The following is a 19,872-nucleotide window of genomic DNA, read 5'->3' as shown; positions in this document are numbered from 1 at the left end:
ACTCCCGCCTCGGACACCAGCACGTTCCCCTAGCGGCCAGGGGCCAGCTGCCCGCCTCCTGGTACCAGGCCGTCCGCGACCAGGCCGGTGAGGACCGCTTCGCCCAGGGCGTGGACGGCGGACTGCGGGCGGACCATCACCGTGAACTCCTTGATGCGGCCCGCCGTGTCGAAGTGCAGGAGGTCGATGCCGTGGACCTCCTTGCCCTGCACGGTGGCCCGGAAGACGAGGGTCGTGGCGGGGGCTTCGCCGCCGTCCGTGCTGGTCTCGGCCGCGCCCTCGAAGTGTCCGACGTAGCGGAAGTCCTCGAAGGTGCGGAGCAGGACGCCAAAGAGGCCCAGCACGCTCGTACGGCCCTCGAACGGAGTGAACTTCACTGGGCTGTAGAGCCGGACGTCCTCGGTGAAGAGGCCCTCCAGTGCGCTGAGATCCCCCTTCTCCACGGCGGTGCGGAAGCGTTCGGCGGTCTCCATGACTCCTCCTCTTACTCAAGGATGTGATTAGTCAGATTATTGAGTATGGTGCGGGGTGAAGCACGAAAAGGGAAGGGGTCACGATGGCTTTGCGACATGCCGTGCTGGCGGCCCTGCTGGACGGTGAGTACAGCGGCTACCAGCTCGCCAAGGCGTTCGACGTCGGCGTCGCGAACTTCTGGTACGCGCAGCCGCAGCAGCTGTACGCCGAGCTGGCCAGGCTGGAGAAGGACGGGCTGGTGGCGGGGCGGCAGGTGGTGCAGGAGACCCGGCCGAACAAGCGGCTGTTCCAGGTCACCGACGCCGGGCTCGCCGAGCTCGAAGAGTTCGCGGCCGTCGCGTCGAAGCCCTCGTTCGTACGCGACGACCTCCTCGTCAAGGTGCAGGCCGTCGATCACGTCGGGATCGGCCCGGTACTCGAACAGCTGGCGGAGCGGGTGCGTGCGGCCGAGGCCCGGATGGAGCTCTTCGGCAAGCTGCTGCGCACGATGCGTGGCGAGGTGGATGAGGCGGAGTTCCTGCGCGGCGGCGAGCGGATCGGACCGTACCTGACGTGCTTGCGCGGTCTCGCCTTCGAACAGGGCAACCGGGACTGGTGCCTGCGGATCTCGGCCGTACTGAGGGAGAGGCAGGGCACGAGTGAACACCGCTGAGGAGCCGCGGCCCGACGGGTTCGTGCGCTACGTCGCACTCGGCGACAGCCAGACCGAAGGGCTCGGGGACGGTGACGACACCGGCGGTCTGAGGGGGTGGGCCGACCGGCTCGCCGAGCACCTCGCGGCCGTCAACCCCTCGCTCCAGTACGCGAATCTCGCCGTACGAGGACGCGTCGCGGGCCAGGTGCGCGCCGAGCAGTTGGGGCCCGCGCTGGACCTCCGCCCCGATCTGGCCTCCGTCGTCGCAGGCGTCAACGACCTGCTCAGGCCGCGCTTCGACGCGGGCCGGACGGTGCGAGAGCTGGAGGAGATGTTCGCGGCCCTCACCGCCGCCGGGGCTCACGTGGTGACGCTGACGTTTCCCGACATCGGAAGGGTCGCGCCGATCGCCCGCCCGGTCAGGCACCGGGTGTTCGACTTGAACGCCCGTATCCGCGTCGCTGCCGCCCGGCACGGCGTCACGCTCGCCGACACGGCCGCGCACGCCGTCGCCACCGACCCGCGGCTGTGGAGTGCGGACCGCCTGCACGCCAGCCCGCTCGGTCACGAGCGGATCGCCGCAGCCGCTGCCTACGCACTCAGGCTGCCGGGAATCGACGACAACTGGTCCCGGCCACTGCCGTCGCAGGAGCTTCCGGGCCGACGGCAGGCCGCCGCCGCGGAACTGCGCTGGGCGGCCGGCTTCCTCGGACCCTGGCTCGTCCGCCGGTTCCACGGCCGGTCCTCCGGCGACGGCCGTGCCGCGAAACGCCCGCGGCTCCTTCCGTTGGGTACGGGGCCCGGTTGCCCGGAAGGCACCGGGCTGCACACGGCCGCGCAGAGGGAGTGAGGGCGATTGCCTCTTCGGAGGGCGGGGTGACGGAACCGGGGAGACTCGGCGCAGAATTCCCGGCTGTCCCGATCGTGCGACGGCGTCGGTGCATCCGCCCGCCGCGGGGTCGGAAAGCCGCGGGGTCGGAGGCGCAAGGGGCTGCCGGGCCGGAGCCAGTCCCACCGGGCGGGGCACGGCCGGGCAGTGCGGGGCGTGACGCGACGCAGGTGCGGGCCGCGTCCGCCGTGTCCCGGTAGGTAAGGTTGCCCTTATTCGCTGAAGCCACCTGGAGGACCCGCATGCCCCTGACCGCCCCGCCGCCCGTCGGGACGACCCGTCGGCCCCCGCGCCTCGCACGCCCGCAGCCCGTGGAGCGGGCGGAGAGCGCCTGGGTGGTGCGGGCCCTGGCGGAGGGCGACTTCTGGGGGGCGGTGCGGCGGGCGGGCGGCGGGCCGGTGATCGAGCCCGACCCGGCGGGCGACGAGACGTACCGGGTGGTCACCTTCCTGTGGCGGGGCAGCGAAGCGACCCGCGCCGTCCTGGTCATGCCGAACAAGGTCGTCGACCCGCGGGACCTGCCCCGCAACCTGATGGAGCACGTGCCCGGCACGGACGTCTGGCACTGGTCGGTGCGGATGAGGGCGGACTGGCGGGCCACGTACGGGTTCTGCGTCGACGAGGGGGGCGGGCCCGAGCCCGAGGGGGACGGGTACTGGGCGTGGCTGCGCGGCAGGCAGCAGGGCGACCCGCTCAACTCGCGGACGCTCGCGCGGCGTTGGGGTGGCGAGCCGGTCTCGTACGTGGAGCTGCCCCTCGCCCCGGCCGGGGACGGCTGGCAGCGACGGGCGGGAGTGCCGCGCGGCACCGTCAGTACGCACCTCGTGCCCAGTGAGCTGCTCGGCAACGAGCGGCCGGTGCACGTCTACGAGCCGCCCGGCGGTGGGTCCGATCTGCCGGTGCTGGTGCTGATGGACGGCGAGATGTGGCAGCCGGGGCTCGACGTCGCGGCACTGCTGGACAACCTGATCGCGGACGGCCGCATCCCGCCGCTCGTCGCCCTGCTCCCCGAGTCGCTGAGCGCGGAGCGACGCTGGGACGAACTCGCCTGCAACGAACGCTTCGTGGGCTTCCTGGAGCGCGAACTGCTGCCGTGGGCGGGGGAGCGGTGGCACGTGACGGGCGATCCGGCCCGGACCGTGGTGGCCGGGCAGAGCCTGGGCGGACTGACCGCCGCGTACGCCGCGGTGCGTGCGCCGGAGCGGTTCGGGAAGGTGCTGGCACAGTCGGGGTCGTTCTGGTGGCCGGACGGGCCCGACCCGGCACGCTCGGAATGGCTGACCGGGCGGATCGCCGCCGCCGAGCGGCTGCCCGTACGGTTCTGGCTCTCCGTCGGCGCACAGGAGTGGGTGGGGCTGCCCGCCTCACGCCGGCTGCGCGACACCCTGGAAGCCAAGGGGTACGACGACGCCGCGTACCGGGAGTACAACGGCGGACACGACTACCTCTGCTGGCGCACCGAACTGGCCGACGGACTGGTCGAGTTGCTGAAATGACGGGGCGGGGCGAGGGGCGGGGCCGCCGCTCGGGCAGCCCCGCCCCACGGTGTCACGCGGGCGACTCCTGCAGGTGCGCCAGGCACTGCCCGTACGCGGCCGGGCCGTGCACCGTCTCCCAGCCCTCGGGGACGTGACGGAACACCGGCCACAGCGAGTACGCGCCGTGCGTACTGCGCAGGACCAGATGGGTGGGCTCCGCGTCCGCACCCGTCGCGGGCGGATCGAAGGGCGACCGTGTCGTCATGCGTGGTCCAACTCCTTGAGTCGTGCGGCGAGTACGGCACAGACCTCGTCGAGACGGGCGGGTTGTGTCAACTCCGGGTGCAGGCAGTCCAGATCACGGTTGACGAGCCGGCCGCCGATGTACGGGGCCCATGCCCGTGACGTCAGCCAGTCCTCGGCGCGGGGGGCCGCCGCGGTGAAGAACAGCACGTCGCCCTCGAAGCGCCGGTGCTCGTGCGCCCGCATGAGACGCGCGTTGTTCACGACGATGTCGACCACCGCGGACAGCGTGCGGTCCGGCAGCCCGGCCAGTGCGCTGCCCTCGCGGTGCAGGGTGGCCAGCACGTCCTCGCGGGTGAGTTCGTCCGTGCGGTCGTAACCGGCCATCCGCAGCAGGGCCGTGAGCGCGTCCGTCTCGGCGGGGATCGCCGAGTCCCGCCACTGGTCGGACGGGTACGCGTCGAGCAGCGCCAGCAACTCGACCTCCTCACCCGCCTCCTGGAGCTTCACCGCGACGGTGTGCGCCAGGACTCCGCCCACCGACCAGCCGAGCAGCCGGTAGGGGCCGTGCGGCCGGACGGTGCGCAGGGCGTCGATGTACTCGGCGGCCATCTCCTCCATGGTGCTGGGGAGGGACACGTCCGGGTCGCCGGACAGGCCGCGGGCCTGCAGGCCGTACACCGGCTGGCCCGGGTCGAGCCGCGACAGCAGCCCCGAGTAGCACCAGCTGATGCCGCCCGCCGGGTGGAACGCGAACAGCGGTGGGCGGTCGCCGGTGGCGCGCAGGGGCAGCAGCAGGTCCAGGGCGTGGTCCGACGCGGTATCGCCCGCGTCGAGCTGGGCGGCGAGGGAGGCCGGGGTCTGCGCCTGGAAGAGGGTGCCGACGGTGAGTTCCGCGCCCAGCGCGGCACGGACGCGGGCCACCAGGCGGGCCGCGAGGAGCGAGGTGCCGCCCAGGTCGAAGAACGCGTCGTCCACACCGACCCGGTCCAGGCCGAGGATCTCCGCGAAGAGCCGGCCGAGGGTCTCCTCGCGGTGGTTGGCGGGCGTCCGGCCGCCGTCGGCGGTTCCGGTCAGCGCCGGGGCGGGCAGGGCCCGTCGGTCCAGCTTGCCGTTGGGGCTGAGCGGAAAGTCGTCGAGCACGACGATCGCGCCGGGCACCATGTGCTCCGGCAGGCAGCGGGCCAGTCGGGCGCGCAGGGCCTCCGGCTCGGGGGCCGTCGCGCCCGCCGGGGTGACGTACCCGACCAGGCGCTGGTCGCCCGGCCGGTCCTCGCGGACCAGGACGCCCGACGCGCCGACCGCCGGGTCCTTGGCCAACTCCGCTTCTATCTCGCCGAGTTCGATGCGCTGGCCGCGCAGCTTCACCTGGTGGTCCGTGCGCCCCAGGTACTCGACCTCGCCGTCGGCCGTCCAGCGGGCCAGGTCGCCCGTGCGGTACATCCGGGTGCCGGGAGCGCCGTACGGGTCGGCGACGAAGCGCGACGCGGTGAGGGCGGGGCGGCCGAGATAGCCGTCCGCCAACTGCACGCCTGCCAGAAAGAGTTCGCCGGGAACGCCGGGCGGGCACGGCTGAAGGGCCGCGTCCAGCACGTACAGCCGGGTGTTCCAGACGGGCCGCCCGATCGGCACGGGGCCCGATCCGCCGGAGACGCACGGGTGGTACGTCACGTCGACGGCGGCCTCGGTCGGCCCGTACAGGTTGTGCAGCGGGACGCCGTCCCCCAGGACGCGGCCGAACTCGCGGACCGTCTCGCGGGGGAGCGCCTCGCCGCTGCAGAAGACGTGCCGCAGCCCGGTGCAGGCCGCGGCGGCGGGCTCGCCCAGGAACACCTGGAGCATGGACGGCACGAAGTGGCAGACGGTCACGGCCTGTTCGCGGACGGTCCGGGCGAGGTACGCCGGGTCCTTGTGGCCGCCGGGCTCGGCGACGACGAGCGTGGCACCCGCCCGCAGCGCCCAGAAGAACTCCCACACCGACACGTCGAAGCCGGAGGGGGTCTTCTGGAGCACCCTGTCGCCGGGCCCGATCGGGTACTCGTGCTGCATCCAGCGGAGACGGTTGTCGATCGCCGCGTGCGGGACGACGACACCCTTGGGCCGGCCCGTGGATCCCGAGGTGTAGATGACGTACGCCGGGTCCTGCGGGCCCGGCGCGGAGGAGGGGTTCGCCGTGGGGTGGGCGGAGGTGTCGAGCCGGTCCAGGGCGATCACCGGTACGCCCGAGGCCGGGACGCGGCCCGGACGGTCCGTGACGACACAGGCCGGTTCGGCGTCGGCCAGCATGTACGCGAGCCGGTCCGCCGGGTAGTCCGGATCGAGGGGGAGGTACGCGCCGCCCGCCTTGAGCACGGCCAGGAGTGCGACCACCAGGTCCAGCGAGCGGGGCACGGCGACCGCGGCGAGCGTGCCCGGCCTCACGCCCGACTCCGCGAGCCGGTGGGCGAGTCGGTTGGCACGGGCGTTGAGCTGTGCGTAGGTGAGCCGCTCGCCGCCGAAGACGAGGGCGGTGGCGTCCGGGGTGCGGGCCGCCTGCTCCTCGATCGGACCGATCAGGGTGGTCGCCGGAACCGGGCGCCCGGTGGCGTTGAACTCGTCGAGCACCCGCACGAGTTCGCTCTCGCGGGCGATGGTGTGCACGGCGAGCGGGGCGTGCGGGGCGGTGTGGGCGACGCGCTCCAGCAGTTCCAGGAAGCGGGACTGGTGGACGGCGAGCTCGTCGGGCCCGTACAGGGCGGGGTTGCCGTCGTAGTCGATGCGCAGCCCGCTGCCGTCGGTGCGGTCGTAGACGTTGACGGTGAGGTCGTCGACGGGGCCCGCGGAGAGGTTGTGGGCCTCGGTGCGGGCGCCCGCGAACGTCAGCTCGTAGTCGAACGGCATGATGTTGACGAGCGGGCCGACCAGGGAGCGTCCCTCGCCGAGGAGCCCGAGGTCGCGGCGGATGTCCTCGTACCGGTAGCGCTGGTGGCGGCGGGCGGCGCGGATGCCGAGCACCACCTGTCGGGTCAGCTCGGCGAAGGTGGCCGAGGGTGAGACGGTGAGGCGCAGCGGCAGCACGTTCATCACCATGCCGGGGACGCGCAGGGCGACCGAGCCCATGCGGCCCATCATCGGCAGGCCGAGCACGACTTCCGGACTGTGGGTGGCCCGGGAAAGGTACAGCGCCTGCGCGGCGATCAGCACCTCCGGCCAGGTCGCCTTGATCGACGAGGCCAGCTCGCGCAGCTGGTCGGTGGCGAGCGGCGAGAGGTGGGCGGTGCGGCGGTGGAAGGTGCGGGAGGGCAGCGCGGTGCGCCCGGCCAGGTTCGGCGCCTCGGGGCGGTCGGCGAACGCGCCGTCCCAGAACCGGCGGTCCTTGTCGTACGTCTCCGAGACCTGGTAGCCGGCGTCCTCCTCGACCAGGTCCGCCAGTCGGGCGAACGGGCTGTCGGAAGGCGACTCGCCGGCCGCGAGCGCGGTGTAGACCTCGGCGGCGCGGCGGGCGAGCAGGGAGTAGCCGAAGCCGTCCATCACGAGGTGGTGCACGCGCTGGTACCAGAGCCAGCGGTCGTCGGCGACCCGCAGCAGGGCGTGTGCGAAGAGCGGGCCGCCGGCCAGGTCGGCCGGGGCGGCGAGGTCGGCGCGCATCCAGGCGTACGCGTCCGCGTCGGGGTCGGGACAGGCACGGAGGTCGGCGATGTGCAGCGGCGGTTCGAGGCCGTCGATCTCGAACTGGCGCGGGCCGTCGACGCCTTCGGTCACACGCACGCGCAGGGCGTCGGCCTCCGCGGTGACCTGACGGAGGGTCCGCGCGAAGACCTCGGGATCCACGGCTCCGTGGATCTCCAGGCACTCCGCGGTGTTCTGTGCCGGGCTCTGCGGGTCCAGGGCCTGGGCGAACCACATCCCGGACTGGGCGGCGGTCAGCGGCAGCCCTGCGGCCGGGAGGCGGTGGACCGTGCCGGTGTCCGCTGTGCGGGTGTCCGTCATGAGACCGCCCCCAGGAGGGCGGCCCAGGCCTCGACGGCGGGCTTCTCCGCCAGGTCGACGAAGGACGCGGTGGTCCCGTGCTCGCGGCGCCACCGCTCCACGAGCGTCATGATCCGCATCGAGTCCAGGCCGTAGTCGACCAGGTTCTCGTCGACGGGTATGTCCTGCGGGTCCTCGCCCAGGACGTCGGCGACGTCGGCGCGTATCTGCTCGACGGTGAGGGTCGGGTGGGCTGCCATGTCGTCAGATCCCCTTCAGGACGGCGTCGGTGGTGGTGACGACCGCGCACCGTCCGGCCGCGTACGTGAGTGCCATGTCGTGGTCCGCGCGGGAGAAGTCGGCGACCGCGTCCGCGACGACGAACGCCTGCACGTCCCGCATCCACGCGTCGCACGCCGTCATCAGGACCCCGATGTGCGCGTAGACGCCGACGACCACGATCTGGTCGCGGCCCGCCTCGCGCATCCGCTGCTCCAGGTCGGTGCGGACGTACGCGCTGTACTTCCACTTGGTGATCACGGTGTCGCCGGGCTCCGGGGCGACCGGGGAGGCGATGGCCTTGGCGTGCTCGTCGTCCGGCAGACCGGGTCCCCAGAAGTCCTGCTGGAGGCCGCGTTCCGCGGGGGACTGGCCGCCGGGCTGCGCCGAGTACAGGACCGGGATCCCCGCCGCGCGCGCGGCCTTCGCCAACCGGCCCACGTTCGCCAGCAGTTCGGTGGCCGGAGAGGTTCCGGCGGTGTACGCCGTCAGGAAGTGGTTCTGGAGGTCGTGGACGAGCAGCACCGCCCGCTGCGGGTCGACGGTCCACGCGACCCGGTTCTCGGGCAGCTCGTCCGGAGCGGGCATGGGATACGGGGCGACGGCGGGGAGGGCCATGGGTGGGGGCCTTTCGGTAGTGCGGGGCGGTGCGGTGCGTTCAGGAGGCGGGGCTCAGCCCTGCGGCGCGGTGGCGATGTTCCGCTGGTCCTTCTTGCTGATCTTGCCGATGCCGGTCTGCGGGAACGCGGTCACGAACTCGACCCGGTCGGGGACCTTGAACGCCGCGAGCCCCTTCTCCCGGACGAACTTCTTGACCGCCACGGGCTTCAGCGGCTCGGCGCCGGCGCGCAGGATCACGTACGCCAGCGTGCGCTCGCCGAGGAACTCGTCGGGGACGGCCACGAGCGAGACGTCGTGCACCGAGGGGTGGCCGAGGATGATGTTCTCGATCTCCTCCGGTGCGATCTTCTCGCCGCCCCGGTTGATCTGGTCCTTGGCCCGGCCCTCGACGATCAGGTGGCCGGTGGGCGTGCGCCGCACGATGTCGCCGGTGCGGTAGAAGCCGTCGGCGGTGAACGCGCGGGCGTTGTGCTCCGGTGCCCGCCAGTACCCGCGGATGGTGTACGGGCCGCGGGTCAGCAGGTGTCCGCTCTCGCCCTCGGACACCTCCACGTCGGCGTCGTCGACGATGCGTATCTCGTCGTCCGGGGAGATGGGCAGGCCCTGAGTGGTGACGACGGTCTCCGGGTCGTCGTTCAGCCGGGTGTAGTTGACGAGTCCCTCGGCCATGCCGAAGACCTGCTGGAGCGTGCAGCCGAGTGCGGGGCCGACGCGCCGGGCGGCCGACTCGCTGAACTTCGCGCCGCCGACGAGCAGGACTTCCAGACTGGAGAGGTCGTGCGCGGTGCCGGCCGCCGACTCGGTCCAGACGAGGGCGAGCGGCGGGACCACGCCGGTGATCGTGACCCGCTCGCGCTCGATGAGGGGGAACGCGGTGGCCGGGTCCGGCTGCGGGCACATCACGACGCGACCGCCCGCGTAGAGGGTCCCCAGTGAACCGGGCGAGGAGAGCGGGAAGTTGTGGGCGGCGGGAAGCGTGACGAGGTAGACGGAGTCCGCGGTGACGTGGCAGAGCTCGTTGGAGCCCCAGAGGGAGTAGAGGTAGTCGTCGTGCGTGCGCGGGATCAGTTTGGGGACGCCGGTGCTGCCGCCGGAGAGCTGGAGGAAGGCGAGGTCGGAGGGTGCGGGTCCGGCCACCTCCGTCGCGTCCAGCGGTACGTCGGTGAGGGCGGTGTGCTCTCCGGGCTCGCCCACGACGAACACCTCGCGCAGGGTGGGGACGTCGGCGCGGACCGCGGCGGCCAGCTCACGGTGGTCGAAGCCGCCGGACCGGTCCGGGATCACGTAGGCGACGGCCTCGGTGAACTCGCAGAAGTAGCGGATCTCGGTCTCGCGGTGCGCGGGGAGAGCGAAGACCGGGAGGGCGCCCAGACGGAAGAGGGCGAAGATCACTTCGAAGAACTCGGCGACGTTGGGGAGCTGGACGACGACCCGGTCGCCCTTCGCGATGCCCCGCGCGGCGAAGCCCGCGGCCAACCGGGCGGAGCGGTCGTGGAGTTCGGCGTACGTCCAGTTGCGCTCGCCGTCGGTGACGGCGACGCGGTCCGGGTGGGCCTCGGCCCGGGTGCGGAGCATCTCGCCGAAGGTCTCACCCCGCCAGTAGCCGGCGGCGCGGTAACGGGCGGCGTGGTCGGCGGGCCAGGTGGGGGCGTCCGGGGTGGCCGGAGTATCAGGCAGCACGGGGGTCCTCGGCAGGGGGCGGGGGCGGAGCGGTGTGCGTCGCTGCGGGTACGTCAGCGCGGGCGACGCGGGTCGGGCAGGTGCGGGAGCGCGGGCCGTCCGGTGGCCGGTGGGGGCCCGCCCGGTGCGGGGGGCGCTGCGCCCGCCCGCGGTCGTCCTGCGGAACGACTGCCCGCGGGTCCGGCGGGCGGGCACAGCGGAGGCGGGACTACTTGGCGGCCATGGCCTTCTTGATGTCGTCCAGGACGGACATCGCGGCCTGGGCGCCGCCGAGGCTGGTCCACTTCGAGCCGTCGATCTCGGTGACGTGGCCCTTCTCGACCGCGTCGAGCTGCCGGTACGCGGGCTTCTGCTTCAGCTCCGCGAACGGCTTGGCGTCCTTGCCCTGCGAGGACAGGGTGCCGATGAACAGCCAGTCGGCGTCGATCTGCTTGATGTCCTCGTCGCTGAGCGGCGTCGAGTGGCCCTGGCCCTTCTCGTTCTGGATGCCGGGGCGCTCGAAGCCGAGTTCCTTGACCACGTCGGAGATGAACACGCCCTGCTGCATGACCGCGGTGCCCTTGGCGGAGTAGCGCGCCACCGACACGCTCGCGCCGGCGTTCTTGCCGAGGGCCGTCTTCACCTCGGCGAGCTTGGCGTCGTACCCCTTGAGGAACTCGGTGGCCTCGTTGGACTTGCCGAGGACCTTGCCGGACAGTTCGAAGGACTTCTTCCAGTCCTTCTTCTTGTCGATGGTGACGACGGTCGGCGCGACCTTTTGGAGCTGTGCGAGCACCTGCTTGTCGGCGAGCTGTCCGGCCAGGATGAGGTCCGGCTTGGCCTGGATGACCTTCTCGATGTCCGGGCCGGTCACGGCGCCGACGACCGGTATGCCCTTCGCCTGGTCCGCGAGGTAGCCGGGCGCGCCCTTCTGGCCTCGGCCCGCGGTCAGGCCGACCGGCTTGACGCCGAGCGCGAGCGCGGAGTCCAGGTCCATCTCGCTGAGGACGACGACGCTCTTCGGCGCGGCCGGGACCTTGATCTCGGCACCGGTCGCGTCGGTGACGGAGACCTGGTCCGCGTTCTTGGCCTGCGTACCGGACCCCGAGCCCTTGCCGGAGCCGGAGTCGTCCGAACCGCAGGCGGAGAGGGTGAGCGCGGAGGCCAGGGTGATGGCCGCAACCGCGGTCAGCCGGGTGCGCGGGGTGAGGTTCGAGGACATTCCGTGATCTCCATGCTGGTGAGGCGAAGTGATGCCGGAACAGGTTGTATCCGGACATACGGGGTGGCTCTTTCCGTGTCGGGGCATGCCGAACCGGCCCCGTGGCAGCAGGCAGTTCGGGAGCCCCGACCAGGGGTTCCACAACGTGGTTAGGTTAGGCTAACTTCATGTTGGTTGCACAAGAGGGGCGGGTCCCGGAGTCCGGATCCGAACCCCCGGTACCGGGTTCGGCGAAGCCCCGCACGACGCTCCGCACCAGGCTTCACCGCCCCACCCTCTGGGCGGCTGCCGCCCTGGTCGTCGTGCTGCTGGCGCTCTGCGTGCTGTCGCTGCTGATCGGATCGGGCTCGAATCCGATGGCCAGGGCGTGGGGGTTCCTGACGGGTGATCCGGCCGCCCGCGCCGACGAACAGATCCGGCTGGCCGTCCTGGACGTGCGCATGCCGCGTACCCTCGCCGGGCTGCTCGTCGGCATCGCGCTCGGCGCGTCCGGATGCCTCCTCCAGGCCGTCACCCGCAACCCGCTCGCCGAGACCGGACTTCTCGGCGTCAACTCCGGTGCGGCGCTGGGCGTGGTGATCGGACTCACCTACTTCGGGGTGAACTCGGCCTACGGCGTGCTGGTCTGGGCCCTCGTCGGCGGCATGGCCGCGAGCGCGGTGGTGCTGATGCTCGCCGCCTCGGGCCGCTCGGCGGGTTCGCCGCTGCGGCTGGTGCTCGCCGGATCCGCGCTCGGCGCCACCTTCCACGGGGCGACCTCGTACGTCCTGCTCGGCACCCAGTCGACGTTCGACACCTACCGCTACTGGACCATCGGCTCCCTCGCCGGCATCGAGACGAAGGACACGTACCCGCTGGTGCCGCTGATCGCGGTGGGCCTCGGGATCGCGTTCTGCTGCGTCAGGCCGCTGGCAGCGCTGGGTCTCGGTGACGACAGCGCGCGTTCGCTGGGCCACCACCCCGGGCGGATCCGGCTGACGGTGGCGGTGGCGGTGACGCTGCTCGCCGGTTCGGCGGTCGCCCTGGCCGGTCCGATCGCCTTCCTCGGCCTGCTCGCCCCGTACGCCGCACGGGCCGTCACCGGGCCGCGGATGGCCGGGCAGTTGGTGCTCTCGGGCCTCCTCGGGGCGGTCGTGATGATCGTCGCGGACCTGCTGGCCAGGGTCGTCATCCGGCCGTGGGAGACGCCCGTGAGCGTGCTGCTCGCGTTCATCGGCGGCCCGCTGCTCATCTGGATCGCGCGCTCACGGCGCATGTCGACGGCGGGAGCGAGCGCATGAGCACGGGACACGCACACGACGCGCAGACACGGGACTCCGGGGGCGGCGTCCCGGACGCACGCACCCCGCGGGCGTCCTGGCCGTCCCTCACCCCGCCCGACTCCACCCCGGTGCGTCTGGGCGCGCTCTCCTGGCTCTTCCCGTACCGCAGCGCCCTGATGGCCGTCGGGATGGCGGTGGTCATCGGGCTGATCGTGACGCTGGCCGCGTTCGCCAGCTCCACCGGGATGGGCTTCTCCGACACCGTCTCCGGCCTGCTCGGAACCGGCGATCCGGCGACGGTGATGCTCGTGCAGGAGTTCCGCCTGCCACGCATCGCCGTCGGCCTGATGGTCGGCGCGGCCCTCGGCACGGCCGGCTGCCTCACCCAGACCCTGGCCGGCAACCGGCTCGCCACCCCCGACGTCATCGGCGTCAACGACGGCGCCACCATGGCCGTCGTCGCCTCCGTCGTCGGCTCCTCCACCGGCATGATCGGCGACTGGTGGCTCGGCCCGCTCGGCGCCGCCGCCGCTGCCATGATCGTCGTCCTGTGCGCGGGCGGCGCCGGACGCGGCGGCTACCGCATCCTCGTCGTCGGCATCGGCGTCTCCACGTTCATCGGCGCGGTCACCGACCTCGTCATGTCCCGCGAGAACGACAACACGGCGGGCGGCGTCTTCCTCTGGACGGTCGGCTCCCTCAACGGCCGCGACTGGGGCGTCGGCACCCCCCTCACGTACCTCCTGCTCCTCCTCGTGCCGCTCGCGCTCGTCGCGGGCAGCCGTCTCCAACTCCTGCGCTTCGACGACGACATGGCCTCCACGCTCGGTGTGAACGTCCGCCGGGTGCGCGCCGCGGCCCTGCTCCTCGCCGTCGCCCTGGCCGGCATCGCCGTCGGCATCGGCGGCCCGATCGGCTTCGTCGCGCTCGCCGCACCCGTACTCGCCGCCCGGCTCACCGGACCCACCCGGGTCCCCGTCGTCGGCTCGGCGCTGGTGGGCGCGGCCCTCGTCGCGGGAGCGGACGCCCTCGGCCGGGTCATCGCGCCGGTGGAGATCCCGGTGGGGGTCGTCACCAGCGTGCTCGGCGGCCCCTTCCTGCTGTGGGTCCTGTTCGGCAAGAAGTCGTCCCCGGCGTCCCCCGCCGCATCGCAGAAGACCGGAAAGGCCTGACCCCCGTGGAACTGACCGTAGAGGCCCTCACCGCCGGATACCCCGGCCACCCCGTCGTCACCGGCGTCGACCTCACCGTCCCCAGTGGACAGGTCGTCGCGATCGTCGGTCCCAACGGCTGCGGCAAGTCCACCCTGCTGCGCGCCGTGGCCCGCCTCCACAAGCCGGAGTCCGGTACGGTACGGGCCGGCGAGAAGGACGTCTGGCAGCTCACCCAGCGCGCGGCCGCCCACCGCATCGCCCTGCTCGCCCAGTCCCCCCAGGCCCCCGAGGCGGTCACGGTCGCCGGTCTCGTACGCTACGGCCGCCACCCGCACCAGGGCCTGTTCCGGCAGTGGTCGCGCGAGGACGAGAAGGCGGTACGGGAGGCGCTGGAGGCCACCGGTACCACCGCGCTCGCCGAGCGCCGCCTCGACCAGCTCTCCGGCGGCCAACGGCAGCGCTGCTGGCTGGCGATGGTCCTGGCCCAGGAGACCCCCATCGTGCTCCTCGACGAGCCGACCAGCGCACTGGACCTCGGGCACGCCGTCGAAGTGCTCTCGCTGGTACGGGAGGTGGCCGCGGCGGGCCGTACCGTCGTCATGGTCCTGCACGACCTCGCCAGCGCCGCCCGCTACGCCGACACCGTCGTCGCCATGAACGCCGGCCGCGTCGTCGCCCGGGGGCCCGCCCGCGACGTGGTCACCGCCTCCCTGGTCAAGGAGCTGTACGGCATCGACGCCGACATCCTGCGGGCCCCGGGCGACGGCTCGCCCGTCGTCGTGCCGGTCGCCGCCGCCGCGGCCCCGCCCGTGGCCGTGGAGACTACGCCCGTCGGCTGACCGCGAAGTCCGCCGCCGTCCACGCCAGCCCCACCGCCCCCTCCAGCATCGCCCGTTCGGCGGCCGGGGCGGCGCCGGCGGCCGTGAACTCCGGCTGGTGCGGGCTGCTGGTCCCGCTGCCGATGTCCAGCATCGGGTGGATCGACGGCACCACGTGCGACACGTTGCCCATGTCGGTCGACGCGAACGGCCCGCGCACCAGCGGCTCCGGCCGCCCCAGCTCCCGTGCGTTGGCCGCCCACAGGGCGGCCAGCTCCGGATCGGTACGGAAGTCGAGGTAGTCGGGCGAGGGCTGTACGAGGTCGATCCCGCAGCCGGTGGCCAGTGCCCCCGCCCGGAAGCAGTCCTCGACCCGGGCGCGCAACGCCCCCAGCTCCGCCACGGTGGGGGTGCGCAGCGCGTACGCGGCCCGCGCCAGGTCCGGGACGGCGTTGAGCGCGGTCCCGGCCTCGGTGGTGATGCCGTGCACCTTCCAGTCGCCGGGCAGGTGCTGCCGCAGCAGTCCGAGCGCGACCTGGGCGACGGTGAGGGCGTCGGCCGCGTTCCGTCCGTCCTGCGGATTCATCGCCGCGTGCGCCGACTTCCCCCGGTACGTCACCTCCAGCGAACCCATCGCGAAGGACCGGAAGTCGGTCAGCTCGAACGGACCCGGGTGGATCATCATCGCCGCGTCCACCCCCTCGAAGGCCCCCGCGTCGAGCAGCAACTGCTTGCCGGCCCCGCGCTCCTCGGCGGGAGTCCCCAACACCCGTACGGTGAGCCCGAGTGCGTCGGCGAACGGGGCGAGCCCGAGCGCCGCGCCGACGCCCGCGCCCGCGATGAGGTGATGCCCGCACGCGTGCCCCATGCCGGGCAGCGAGTCGTACTCGCAGGCCAGGGCAACCGTCACGGGCCCGTCGCCGACCGTCGCCGCGAACGCGGTGCCGAGGCCGTAGGCCGGTGCCGTCACCGCGAAGCCGTGCCCGCGCAGCACGTCCGCGCACCACTTGGCCGCCCGGTGCTCCTCGAAGGCGGTCTCGGGGTGCGCGTGGATACGGCGGCTGAGCGCGAGGATCTCCCCGCGCACCTGCCCGACCCTCGCCCGGACCGCTGCCCTGACCTCTGGCGCGCTCTTCTCGACGCCGTCGCCCTCCGACACGTGTCATCCTCCTGACCTCGGCTTTCGTGGTGTCCCAGCCACCCTACGGCCGTCCTGGGGCGGTGGATCAACACGGCGTATCCCGAACGGTGTTGTGCCGGGGCGATGGCCGATACCGTTGATCCACGACCGATGCACCACGGACCGGGACGACGGGGGAGTTGCCTGATGGATCCCATTTCACTGGCGGGGATCACGGTGGCGCTGAGCGCTGTGGTCAGCGGTGCGGGCGGCGAAGCGGGCAAGGCGGTCTTCCAGTCGGCCGGAAATCTGGTGCGCCGGGCCCTCGGACGCGAGGTGGCGGCACCGGCCGGCCAGGAACAACTGGACGCCTTGGCACGTCAGTTGCACGGGATCCTGCGGCGCGACCCCGCCCTCGCCGGGGACTGGGCCGCCTTCGCGAGCACCGTGCAGCGGGGTGGCGGGGTGCGCAACGTCCCCCGACTGCCCGCCGCCACCCACGCCTTCACCAACCGTCAGAAGGTCCTCGGACTGCTCGACGCCGAGGCTTCCCGCAGATCCGACGGGCGCCCCCGGGTCGTCCTGCTGCACGGACCGGAGGGCATCGGCACCAGCGAAGCCGCCAAGTACTGGGGCAACAGGGAAGCCGACCGCTTCCGCGACGGGCAGATCCACGTCGATCTGCGCAGCGGCCCGCAAGGAGCGCTGGGCCCGCGCGCCGCGCTGCGCGAGATGTTCCGCCAACTCGGCGTCCCCGACGCGGAGATACCCGCCTCGGAGGAACACAGAGCCGAGTACTTCCGCAGCTGCGTCGCCGACCTGGACCTGCTGGTCGTGCTCGACCACGCGACCTCCCTCGCCCAGGTCCGCCCGCTGATCGCCCCCGCGCCCCGGACGGTCACCGTGGTCGTCGCCCGCAACCCCCTGCACGGGCTCGCCGCCCTGCGCGTCCCCGTCGGACCGCTCGCCGACAAGGACGCCCGGCGACTCCTCGTCGGAGTCGCCGGACAGCCCGCCGTCGACGCGGCCCGCGCCGTACTGCCCGCGATACTGGCCCGCTGCGCGGGCTCGCCGTACGCCCTGCGGGCCGCCGCGCCGCGGCTGGCCCACGTGCCGCCGCCCCGTACGGAAAGGACACCCGGACCCGCCATGAGCGCGAACCCCCGGCACCCCGAAGGCGGCGACGCCGTACGCACCGCCGTCGAGGACTCCTACCGCAGCCTCGACCCGGTGAGCGCACGTGTCCTCCGGCTCACCGCGCTCGCCCCCTGGCCCGGCTGTTGCGCCCGCATCGCCGGCTGGGCCGCGAACCTTCCGGTGGACGAGGCCGGCCGCGCCCTGGAGACGCTCGCCGCTCTCGGCCTGCTCGACACCACCGCGGACGGCCGCTACCGCCACCGCCCCGCCGTACGCGTACACGCCGAACAGGCCGCCCTCCGCGAGGACGGCTGGGCCGTGTGCGCGCAAGCGATGAGCCGCGCGCTGCGCGGACTCCTGCACTTCGCCGAACCGACCGCCCACGCCGCCCTGCCGCAGAGCTGGCGCTCACCCCGACGCGCCGACACCGACGAGGCGTCCGGATACCCGGACCCCGGCGAAGCGCTCGGCGCGCTGGCCGCCGAAGCGGGCAACCTGGCCGTGGCGATCGCCGCCGCCGACGAGATGGGCGACCCCGACACCGTGTGCCGCCTGGTCCGCACCCTGTGGCCCGTCCAGCTCAAGGCGGGCCACCTCGACACCCTGCTGCCCGCCCTGCACACCGGGGCCCGCACCGCCGACGCGCACGTCCCGGGCACCCGCACCGCCGGACTGATGCACGCCCACCTCGGCTTCGCGCTCACCGCCCTCGAACGGTACGAGGAGGCCGAGTCCGAACTCCGGGCCGCCGCACGGGACGAGCAGGCCGCCGGTCATGTGCGCGGACACGCCTCGGCGGTCGAAGGGCTCGGGCTGCTGCGGCTGGCCCAGTGGCAGCGGTCCCGGGTCCAGGAGGCGTACGAGCTCTTCGACGAGGCGTACGCCCTGTACGCGACCATCGACCCGGACGACGAGGACGCAGCCGACCTGCCCCGCGCGCTCGCCCTCCTGGAACGCCACCGGGGGCGGGCGCTCACCGGCCTCGACCGGCTCGACGAGGCACGCGAGCGGCTCGGCGCCGCGCTGCGGTCCTTCCGTACCGACTCCGACGCCTACAACACCGCGCGCACCCTCACCGACCTCGCCCGCACCCATGTCGACGGAACGCGCGCCGCGAGCGAGGCGGACCGGGCGGCCGCCCTTCCGCTGATCGACGAGGCGACCGCCCTCCTGACCGGGGAGCACGCCGACCAGCACCTGGCCTACCTCCGCAGCCTGCGCGCGCTGTGCGTCAGTCCGCCTCCCCGGCCATCGGCCTGACCCGCACCGCGTGCGCGGCCGTCCCGGTCCGCACGGTCAGCCCGTGTGCGCTCAGCTCCGCCGCGGACTCCCGCCCCAGACAGGCGTACAGGGCCGAGGCGTACACGCAAGGGTCGGCCCCCGCGGCCTCCCCGGTGAGCCGGAACAGCGCGCCCGCGCGCGTGCGGACCGTGCAGGCGTCCGGCCCCGTCACGAACGCGGCGAGCGCACACTGCGGGAAGCGGGCCAGGACTTCCGCCGTCCAGTGCGCCGGGCCGCCGAACCGGCGATCGTCCGCCGCTCCCTCCCGGAAGATCACGTCGGCGAGTGCGAGCCGTCCCGGGTCGCGGGTGTCCTCGTGGACCGCCGTGTGCACGTCGCCGTCGGCAAGCGGCTCGCCGCGTGGGTCGGCGTACCGGGTCACCCGCACTCCGCCCGGTTCGCCCGTCGGCCGGGTCACCACGTACAGAGGCGCGGTGCGGGTACGGGTCTCGCACGGCGGCAGGGGCAGCGGTACGAGAGCGGCGCGTCCGGGCGGTTCGGGGCGGCCCATGAGGTCGTAGAACAGGCGGCGCAGCAGCGTCGCCGACTCCCCGGGAACCGACGTGGTGAACTCCGCCGCCCGGCTCCGTGGCCGGGGCCCGGCGAGGAGCCGGTCCAACTGTCCCGTCAGGGACCCGTGCGGATCGAGCCGGGGCGCCCCCGCGACGAACTCCGCGACGGGGGAGTGCGGGTCCAGGCCGGCGAGCGGGGCCGCGCCGAGCAGCACGGGGGTGCCGAGGGCGGCGGCGTAGTACGAGACGGCCCCGTGATCGCCGATCACCGCGTCCGCGGCGAGGAGCACCTGACGCCAGTGGTGCAGCGGGTCCACCAGGAGCAGCCCGGCGCGCCGCGCCCGGTCCAGCCAGGCGCGGATCTGGCCCGGCCCGTGACCCCACCAGATGTTGGGATGCAGCACGGCGGCCACCCGGTACTCGTCGGCGGGAAGTTCGGAGGTCAACCGGGGAAGCAGGGTGGGCAGCAGGTCCTCGTCCCCGCCGTCACCGAACAGCGACTCCGGGTTCCAGGTGGAGTTGACGACGACCAGCCGCTGCCCGTTGCGCACACCGAGGGCCCGGCGGAAACGCGCGCGGTGGGGGCGGGCCGCCAGCATCCGGTCGAAACCGGGATCCCCGCCGAGGACGCCGGTGTGCGCGGCCTGCGGACAGACGCTCTTGAGCCGCGCCTGCTGTTCGGGATGCGAGAGGACGAGTGCGTCGGCGATCGGGACGCCGTCGTGGAGCAGCCAGTCGGGGGAGAGGCCGAAGGTCGGCGGGGGGCCGGCGCCCGCCCCGACCGCAGGCCGTCCGGTGTCCGGTGTCCGGTGTCCGGTGTCCGGTGTCCGGTGTGGCCAGCCTCTTAGTGTAGCCGACCCCGTGCGAGAGTATCGCCAACTTAGCTTTCACCAGGTGCAGTTGGCCGCCGAAACTCGCGGATATCGCCACGTCGACCGGCGTAGCCAACGCCTGCTCCCACGGGAGGACCGGCAGTCCCGTCTCCCTCAGCAGTTCCTCCGTCCCGGCGCGGAACGGCGACGATCCGGGGCAGGTGGTGAGCAGTTGCACCCCCAGGTCGTCGTCGAACAGCGGCAGCACGTCCAGCAGTCGCGTCGCCGCCGTCACGTTGTGCACGACGAGGAGCACCCGCCGACCGTGC

At 73.2% G+C, this 19,872-nt stretch carries 16 protein-coding genes; 7 read left to right on the top strand and 9 right to left on the bottom strand.

Features of this window, described 5'->3' with window-relative positions:
- Positions 1 to 29 precede the first annotated feature (29 nt).
- Positions 30 to 473 carry a nuclear transport factor 2 family protein gene (locus ACQPZG_RS06570; protein WP_433544881.1) on the bottom strand — a complete coding sequence of 148 codons (444 nt, stop codon included), beginning with the start codon at positions 471 to 473 and terminating at the stop codon, positions 30 to 32.
- Positions 474 to 556: 83 nt separating this feature from the next.
- On the opposite strand from ACQPZG_RS06570, the gene ACQPZG_RS06565 reads away from it, so the two are divergent.
- From ACQPZG_RS06565 to fes, 3 genes are all read left to right on the top strand, one after another.
- Entirely contained in the window at positions 557 to 1,126 is a 570-nt protein-coding gene (locus tag ACQPZG_RS06565) for a PadR family transcriptional regulator (RefSeq protein ID WP_433544880.1), read from the top strand.
- Complete coding sequence (locus ACQPZG_RS06560; protein WP_433544879.1) at positions 1,113 to 1,958, top strand: SGNH/GDSL hydrolase family protein; 846 nt, start codon at positions 1,113 to 1,115, stop codon at positions 1,956 to 1,958. The genes ACQPZG_RS06565 and ACQPZG_RS06560 overlap by 14 nt, the downstream gene beginning before the upstream one ends.
- Before the next feature lie 281 nt (positions 1,959 to 2,239).
- Positions 2,240 to 3,493 (top strand): enterochelin esterase, encoded by a 1,254-nt coding sequence (gene fes, locus ACQPZG_RS06555; RefSeq protein ID WP_433544878.1) that lies wholly within the window; start codon positions 2,240 to 2,242, stop codon positions 3,491 to 3,493.
- Positions 3,494 to 3,545: 52 nt separating this feature from the next.
- On the opposite strand, the gene ACQPZG_RS06550 is transcribed toward fes, so the two are convergent.
- The 6 genes from ACQPZG_RS06550 to ACQPZG_RS06525 all read right to left on the bottom strand — a co-directional run bounded on the left by ACQPZG_RS06550 (position 3,546) and on the right by ACQPZG_RS06525 (position 11,447).
- Positions 3,546 to 3,740: an MbtH family NRPS accessory protein gene (locus tag ACQPZG_RS06550; RefSeq protein WP_433544877.1), complete on the bottom strand. Its 195-nt coding sequence runs from the start codon at positions 3,738 to 3,740 to the stop codon at positions 3,546 to 3,548.
- Entirely contained in the window at positions 3,737 to 7,687 is a 3,951-nt protein-coding gene (locus ACQPZG_RS06545) for an amino acid adenylation domain-containing protein (protein WP_433544876.1), read from the bottom strand. Before ACQPZG_RS06545 ends, ACQPZG_RS06550 begins: the two co-directional genes overlap by 4 nt.
- Complete coding sequence (locus ACQPZG_RS06540; protein WP_433544875.1) at positions 7,684 to 7,926, bottom strand: phosphopantetheine-binding protein; 243 nt, start codon at positions 7,924 to 7,926, stop codon at positions 7,684 to 7,686. The genes ACQPZG_RS06545 and ACQPZG_RS06540 overlap by 4 nt, the downstream gene beginning before the upstream one ends.
- A gap of 4 nt (positions 7,927 to 7,930) precedes the next feature.
- Positions 7,931 to 8,563: an isochorismatase family protein gene (locus ACQPZG_RS06535; protein WP_433544874.1), complete on the bottom strand. Its 633-nt coding sequence runs from the start codon at positions 8,561 to 8,563 to the stop codon at positions 7,931 to 7,933.
- Between the two features lie 54 nt (positions 8,564 to 8,617).
- Positions 8,618 to 10,246, bottom strand: coding sequence for a (2,3-dihydroxybenzoyl)adenylate synthase (locus ACQPZG_RS06530; RefSeq protein WP_433544873.1), 1,629 nt, complete (start codon positions 10,244 to 10,246; stop codon positions 8,618 to 8,620).
- Positions 10,247 to 10,454: 208 nt separating this feature from the next.
- Entirely contained in the window at positions 10,455 to 11,447 is a 993-nt protein-coding gene (locus ACQPZG_RS06525; protein WP_433544872.1) for an ABC transporter substrate-binding protein, read from the bottom strand.
- A 167-nt stretch (positions 11,448 to 11,614) separates the two neighbouring features.
- On the opposite strand from ACQPZG_RS06525, the gene ACQPZG_RS06520 reads away from it, so the two are divergent.
- Genes ACQPZG_RS06520 through ACQPZG_RS06510 form a run of 3 tightly spaced genes read left to right on the top strand, consistent with a single transcriptional unit; the run spans position 11,615 to position 14,702 of the window.
- Positions 11,615 to 12,727 carry a FecCD family ABC transporter permease gene (locus tag ACQPZG_RS06520; RefSeq protein ID WP_433544871.1) on the top strand — a complete coding sequence of 371 codons (1,113 nt, stop codon included), beginning with the start codon at positions 11,615 to 11,617 and terminating at the stop codon, positions 12,725 to 12,727.
- Positions 12,724 to 13,881, top strand: coding sequence for a FecCD family ABC transporter permease (locus ACQPZG_RS06515; RefSeq protein WP_433544870.1), 1,158 nt, complete (start codon positions 12,724 to 12,726; stop codon positions 13,879 to 13,881). Before ACQPZG_RS06520 ends, ACQPZG_RS06515 begins: the two co-directional genes overlap by 4 nt.
- A gap of 5 nt (positions 13,882 to 13,886) precedes the next feature.
- Positions 13,887 to 14,702 (top strand): ABC transporter ATP-binding protein, encoded by an 816-nt coding sequence (locus tag ACQPZG_RS06510; RefSeq protein WP_433544869.1) that lies wholly within the window; start codon positions 13,887 to 13,889, stop codon positions 14,700 to 14,702.
- On the opposite strand, the gene ACQPZG_RS06505 is transcribed toward ACQPZG_RS06510, so the two are convergent.
- Positions 14,686 to 15,840 carry a M20 family metallopeptidase gene (locus tag ACQPZG_RS06505; RefSeq protein ID WP_433544868.1) on the bottom strand — a complete coding sequence of 385 codons (1,155 nt, stop codon included), beginning with the start codon at positions 15,838 to 15,840 and terminating at the stop codon, positions 14,686 to 14,688. The two genes, ACQPZG_RS06510 and ACQPZG_RS06505, sit on opposite strands and share 17 nt — an antisense overlap.
- A gap of 168 nt (positions 15,841 to 16,008) precedes the next feature.
- Between ACQPZG_RS06505 and ACQPZG_RS06500 the strand changes: the two genes are divergently transcribed.
- Complete coding sequence (locus ACQPZG_RS06500) at positions 16,009 to 18,198, top strand: tetratricopeptide repeat protein (protein ID WP_433544867.1); 2,190 nt, start codon at positions 16,009 to 16,011, stop codon at positions 18,196 to 18,198.
- Here ACQPZG_RS06500 and ACQPZG_RS06495 read toward each other — a convergent pair.
- On the bottom strand, positions 18,170 to 19,330 hold the full coding sequence (locus ACQPZG_RS06495) for a hypothetical protein (RefSeq protein ID WP_433544866.1): 1,161 nt from the start codon (positions 19,328 to 19,330) through the stop codon (positions 18,170 to 18,172). The two genes, ACQPZG_RS06500 and ACQPZG_RS06495, sit on opposite strands and share 29 nt — an antisense overlap.
- Positions 19,331 to 19,872 lie beyond the last annotated feature (542 nt).

The sequence above is a fragment of the Streptomyces sp. CA-294286 genome, assembly GCF_050947155.1.
GTDB lineage: Bacteria > Actinomycetota > Actinomycetes > Streptomycetales > Streptomycetaceae > Streptomyces.
Note: the sequence above shows the minus strand (reverse complement) of the source record. Positions and strands in the feature narration are given on the sequence as shown.

Bases quoted from the DNA above. Each gene is read 5' to 3' on its own strand.
- ACQPZG_RS06565 (WP_433544880.1), top strand. From the start codon at position 557: ATGGCTTTGCGACATGCCGTGCTGGCGGCCCTGCTGGACGGTGAGTAC.
- ACQPZG_RS06545 (WP_433544876.1), bottom strand. From the start codon at position 7,687: ATGACGGACACCCGCACAGCGGACACCGGCACGGTCCACCGCCTCCCG.
- ACQPZG_RS06540 (WP_433544875.1), bottom strand. From the start codon at position 7,926: ATGGCAGCCCACCCGACCCTCACCGTCGAGCAGATACGCGCCGACGTC.
- ACQPZG_RS06550 (WP_433544877.1), bottom strand. From the start codon at position 3,740: ATGACGACACGGTCGCCCTTCGATCCGCCCGCGACGGGTGCGGACGCG.
- ACQPZG_RS06520 (WP_433544871.1), top strand. From the start codon at position 11,615: ATGTTGGTTGCACAAGAGGGGCGGGTCCCGGAGTCCGGATCCGAACCC.
- fes (WP_433544878.1), top strand. From the start codon at position 2,240: ATGCCCCTGACCGCCCCGCCGCCCGTCGGGACGACCCGTCGGCCCCCG.
- ACQPZG_RS06570 (WP_433544881.1), bottom strand. From the start codon at position 473: ATGGAGACCGCCGAACGCTTCCGCACCGCCGTGGAGAAGGGGGATCTC.
- ACQPZG_RS06525 (WP_433544872.1), bottom strand. From the start codon at position 11,447: ATGTCCTCGAACCTCACCCCGCGCACCCGGCTGACCGCGGTTGCGGCC.
- ACQPZG_RS06515 (WP_433544870.1), top strand. From the start codon at position 12,724: ATGAGCACGGGACACGCACACGACGCGCAGACACGGGACTCCGGGGGC.
- ACQPZG_RS06495 (WP_433544866.1), bottom strand. From the start codon at position 19,330: ATGCTGGCGGCCCGCCCCCACCGCGCGCGTTTCCGCCGGGCCCTCGGT.
- ACQPZG_RS06535 (WP_433544874.1), bottom strand. From the start codon at position 8,563: ATGGCCCTCCCCGCCGTCGCCCCGTATCCCATGCCCGCTCCGGACGAG.
- ACQPZG_RS06500 (WP_433544867.1), top strand. From the start codon at position 16,009: ATGGATCCCATTTCACTGGCGGGGATCACGGTGGCGCTGAGCGCTGTG.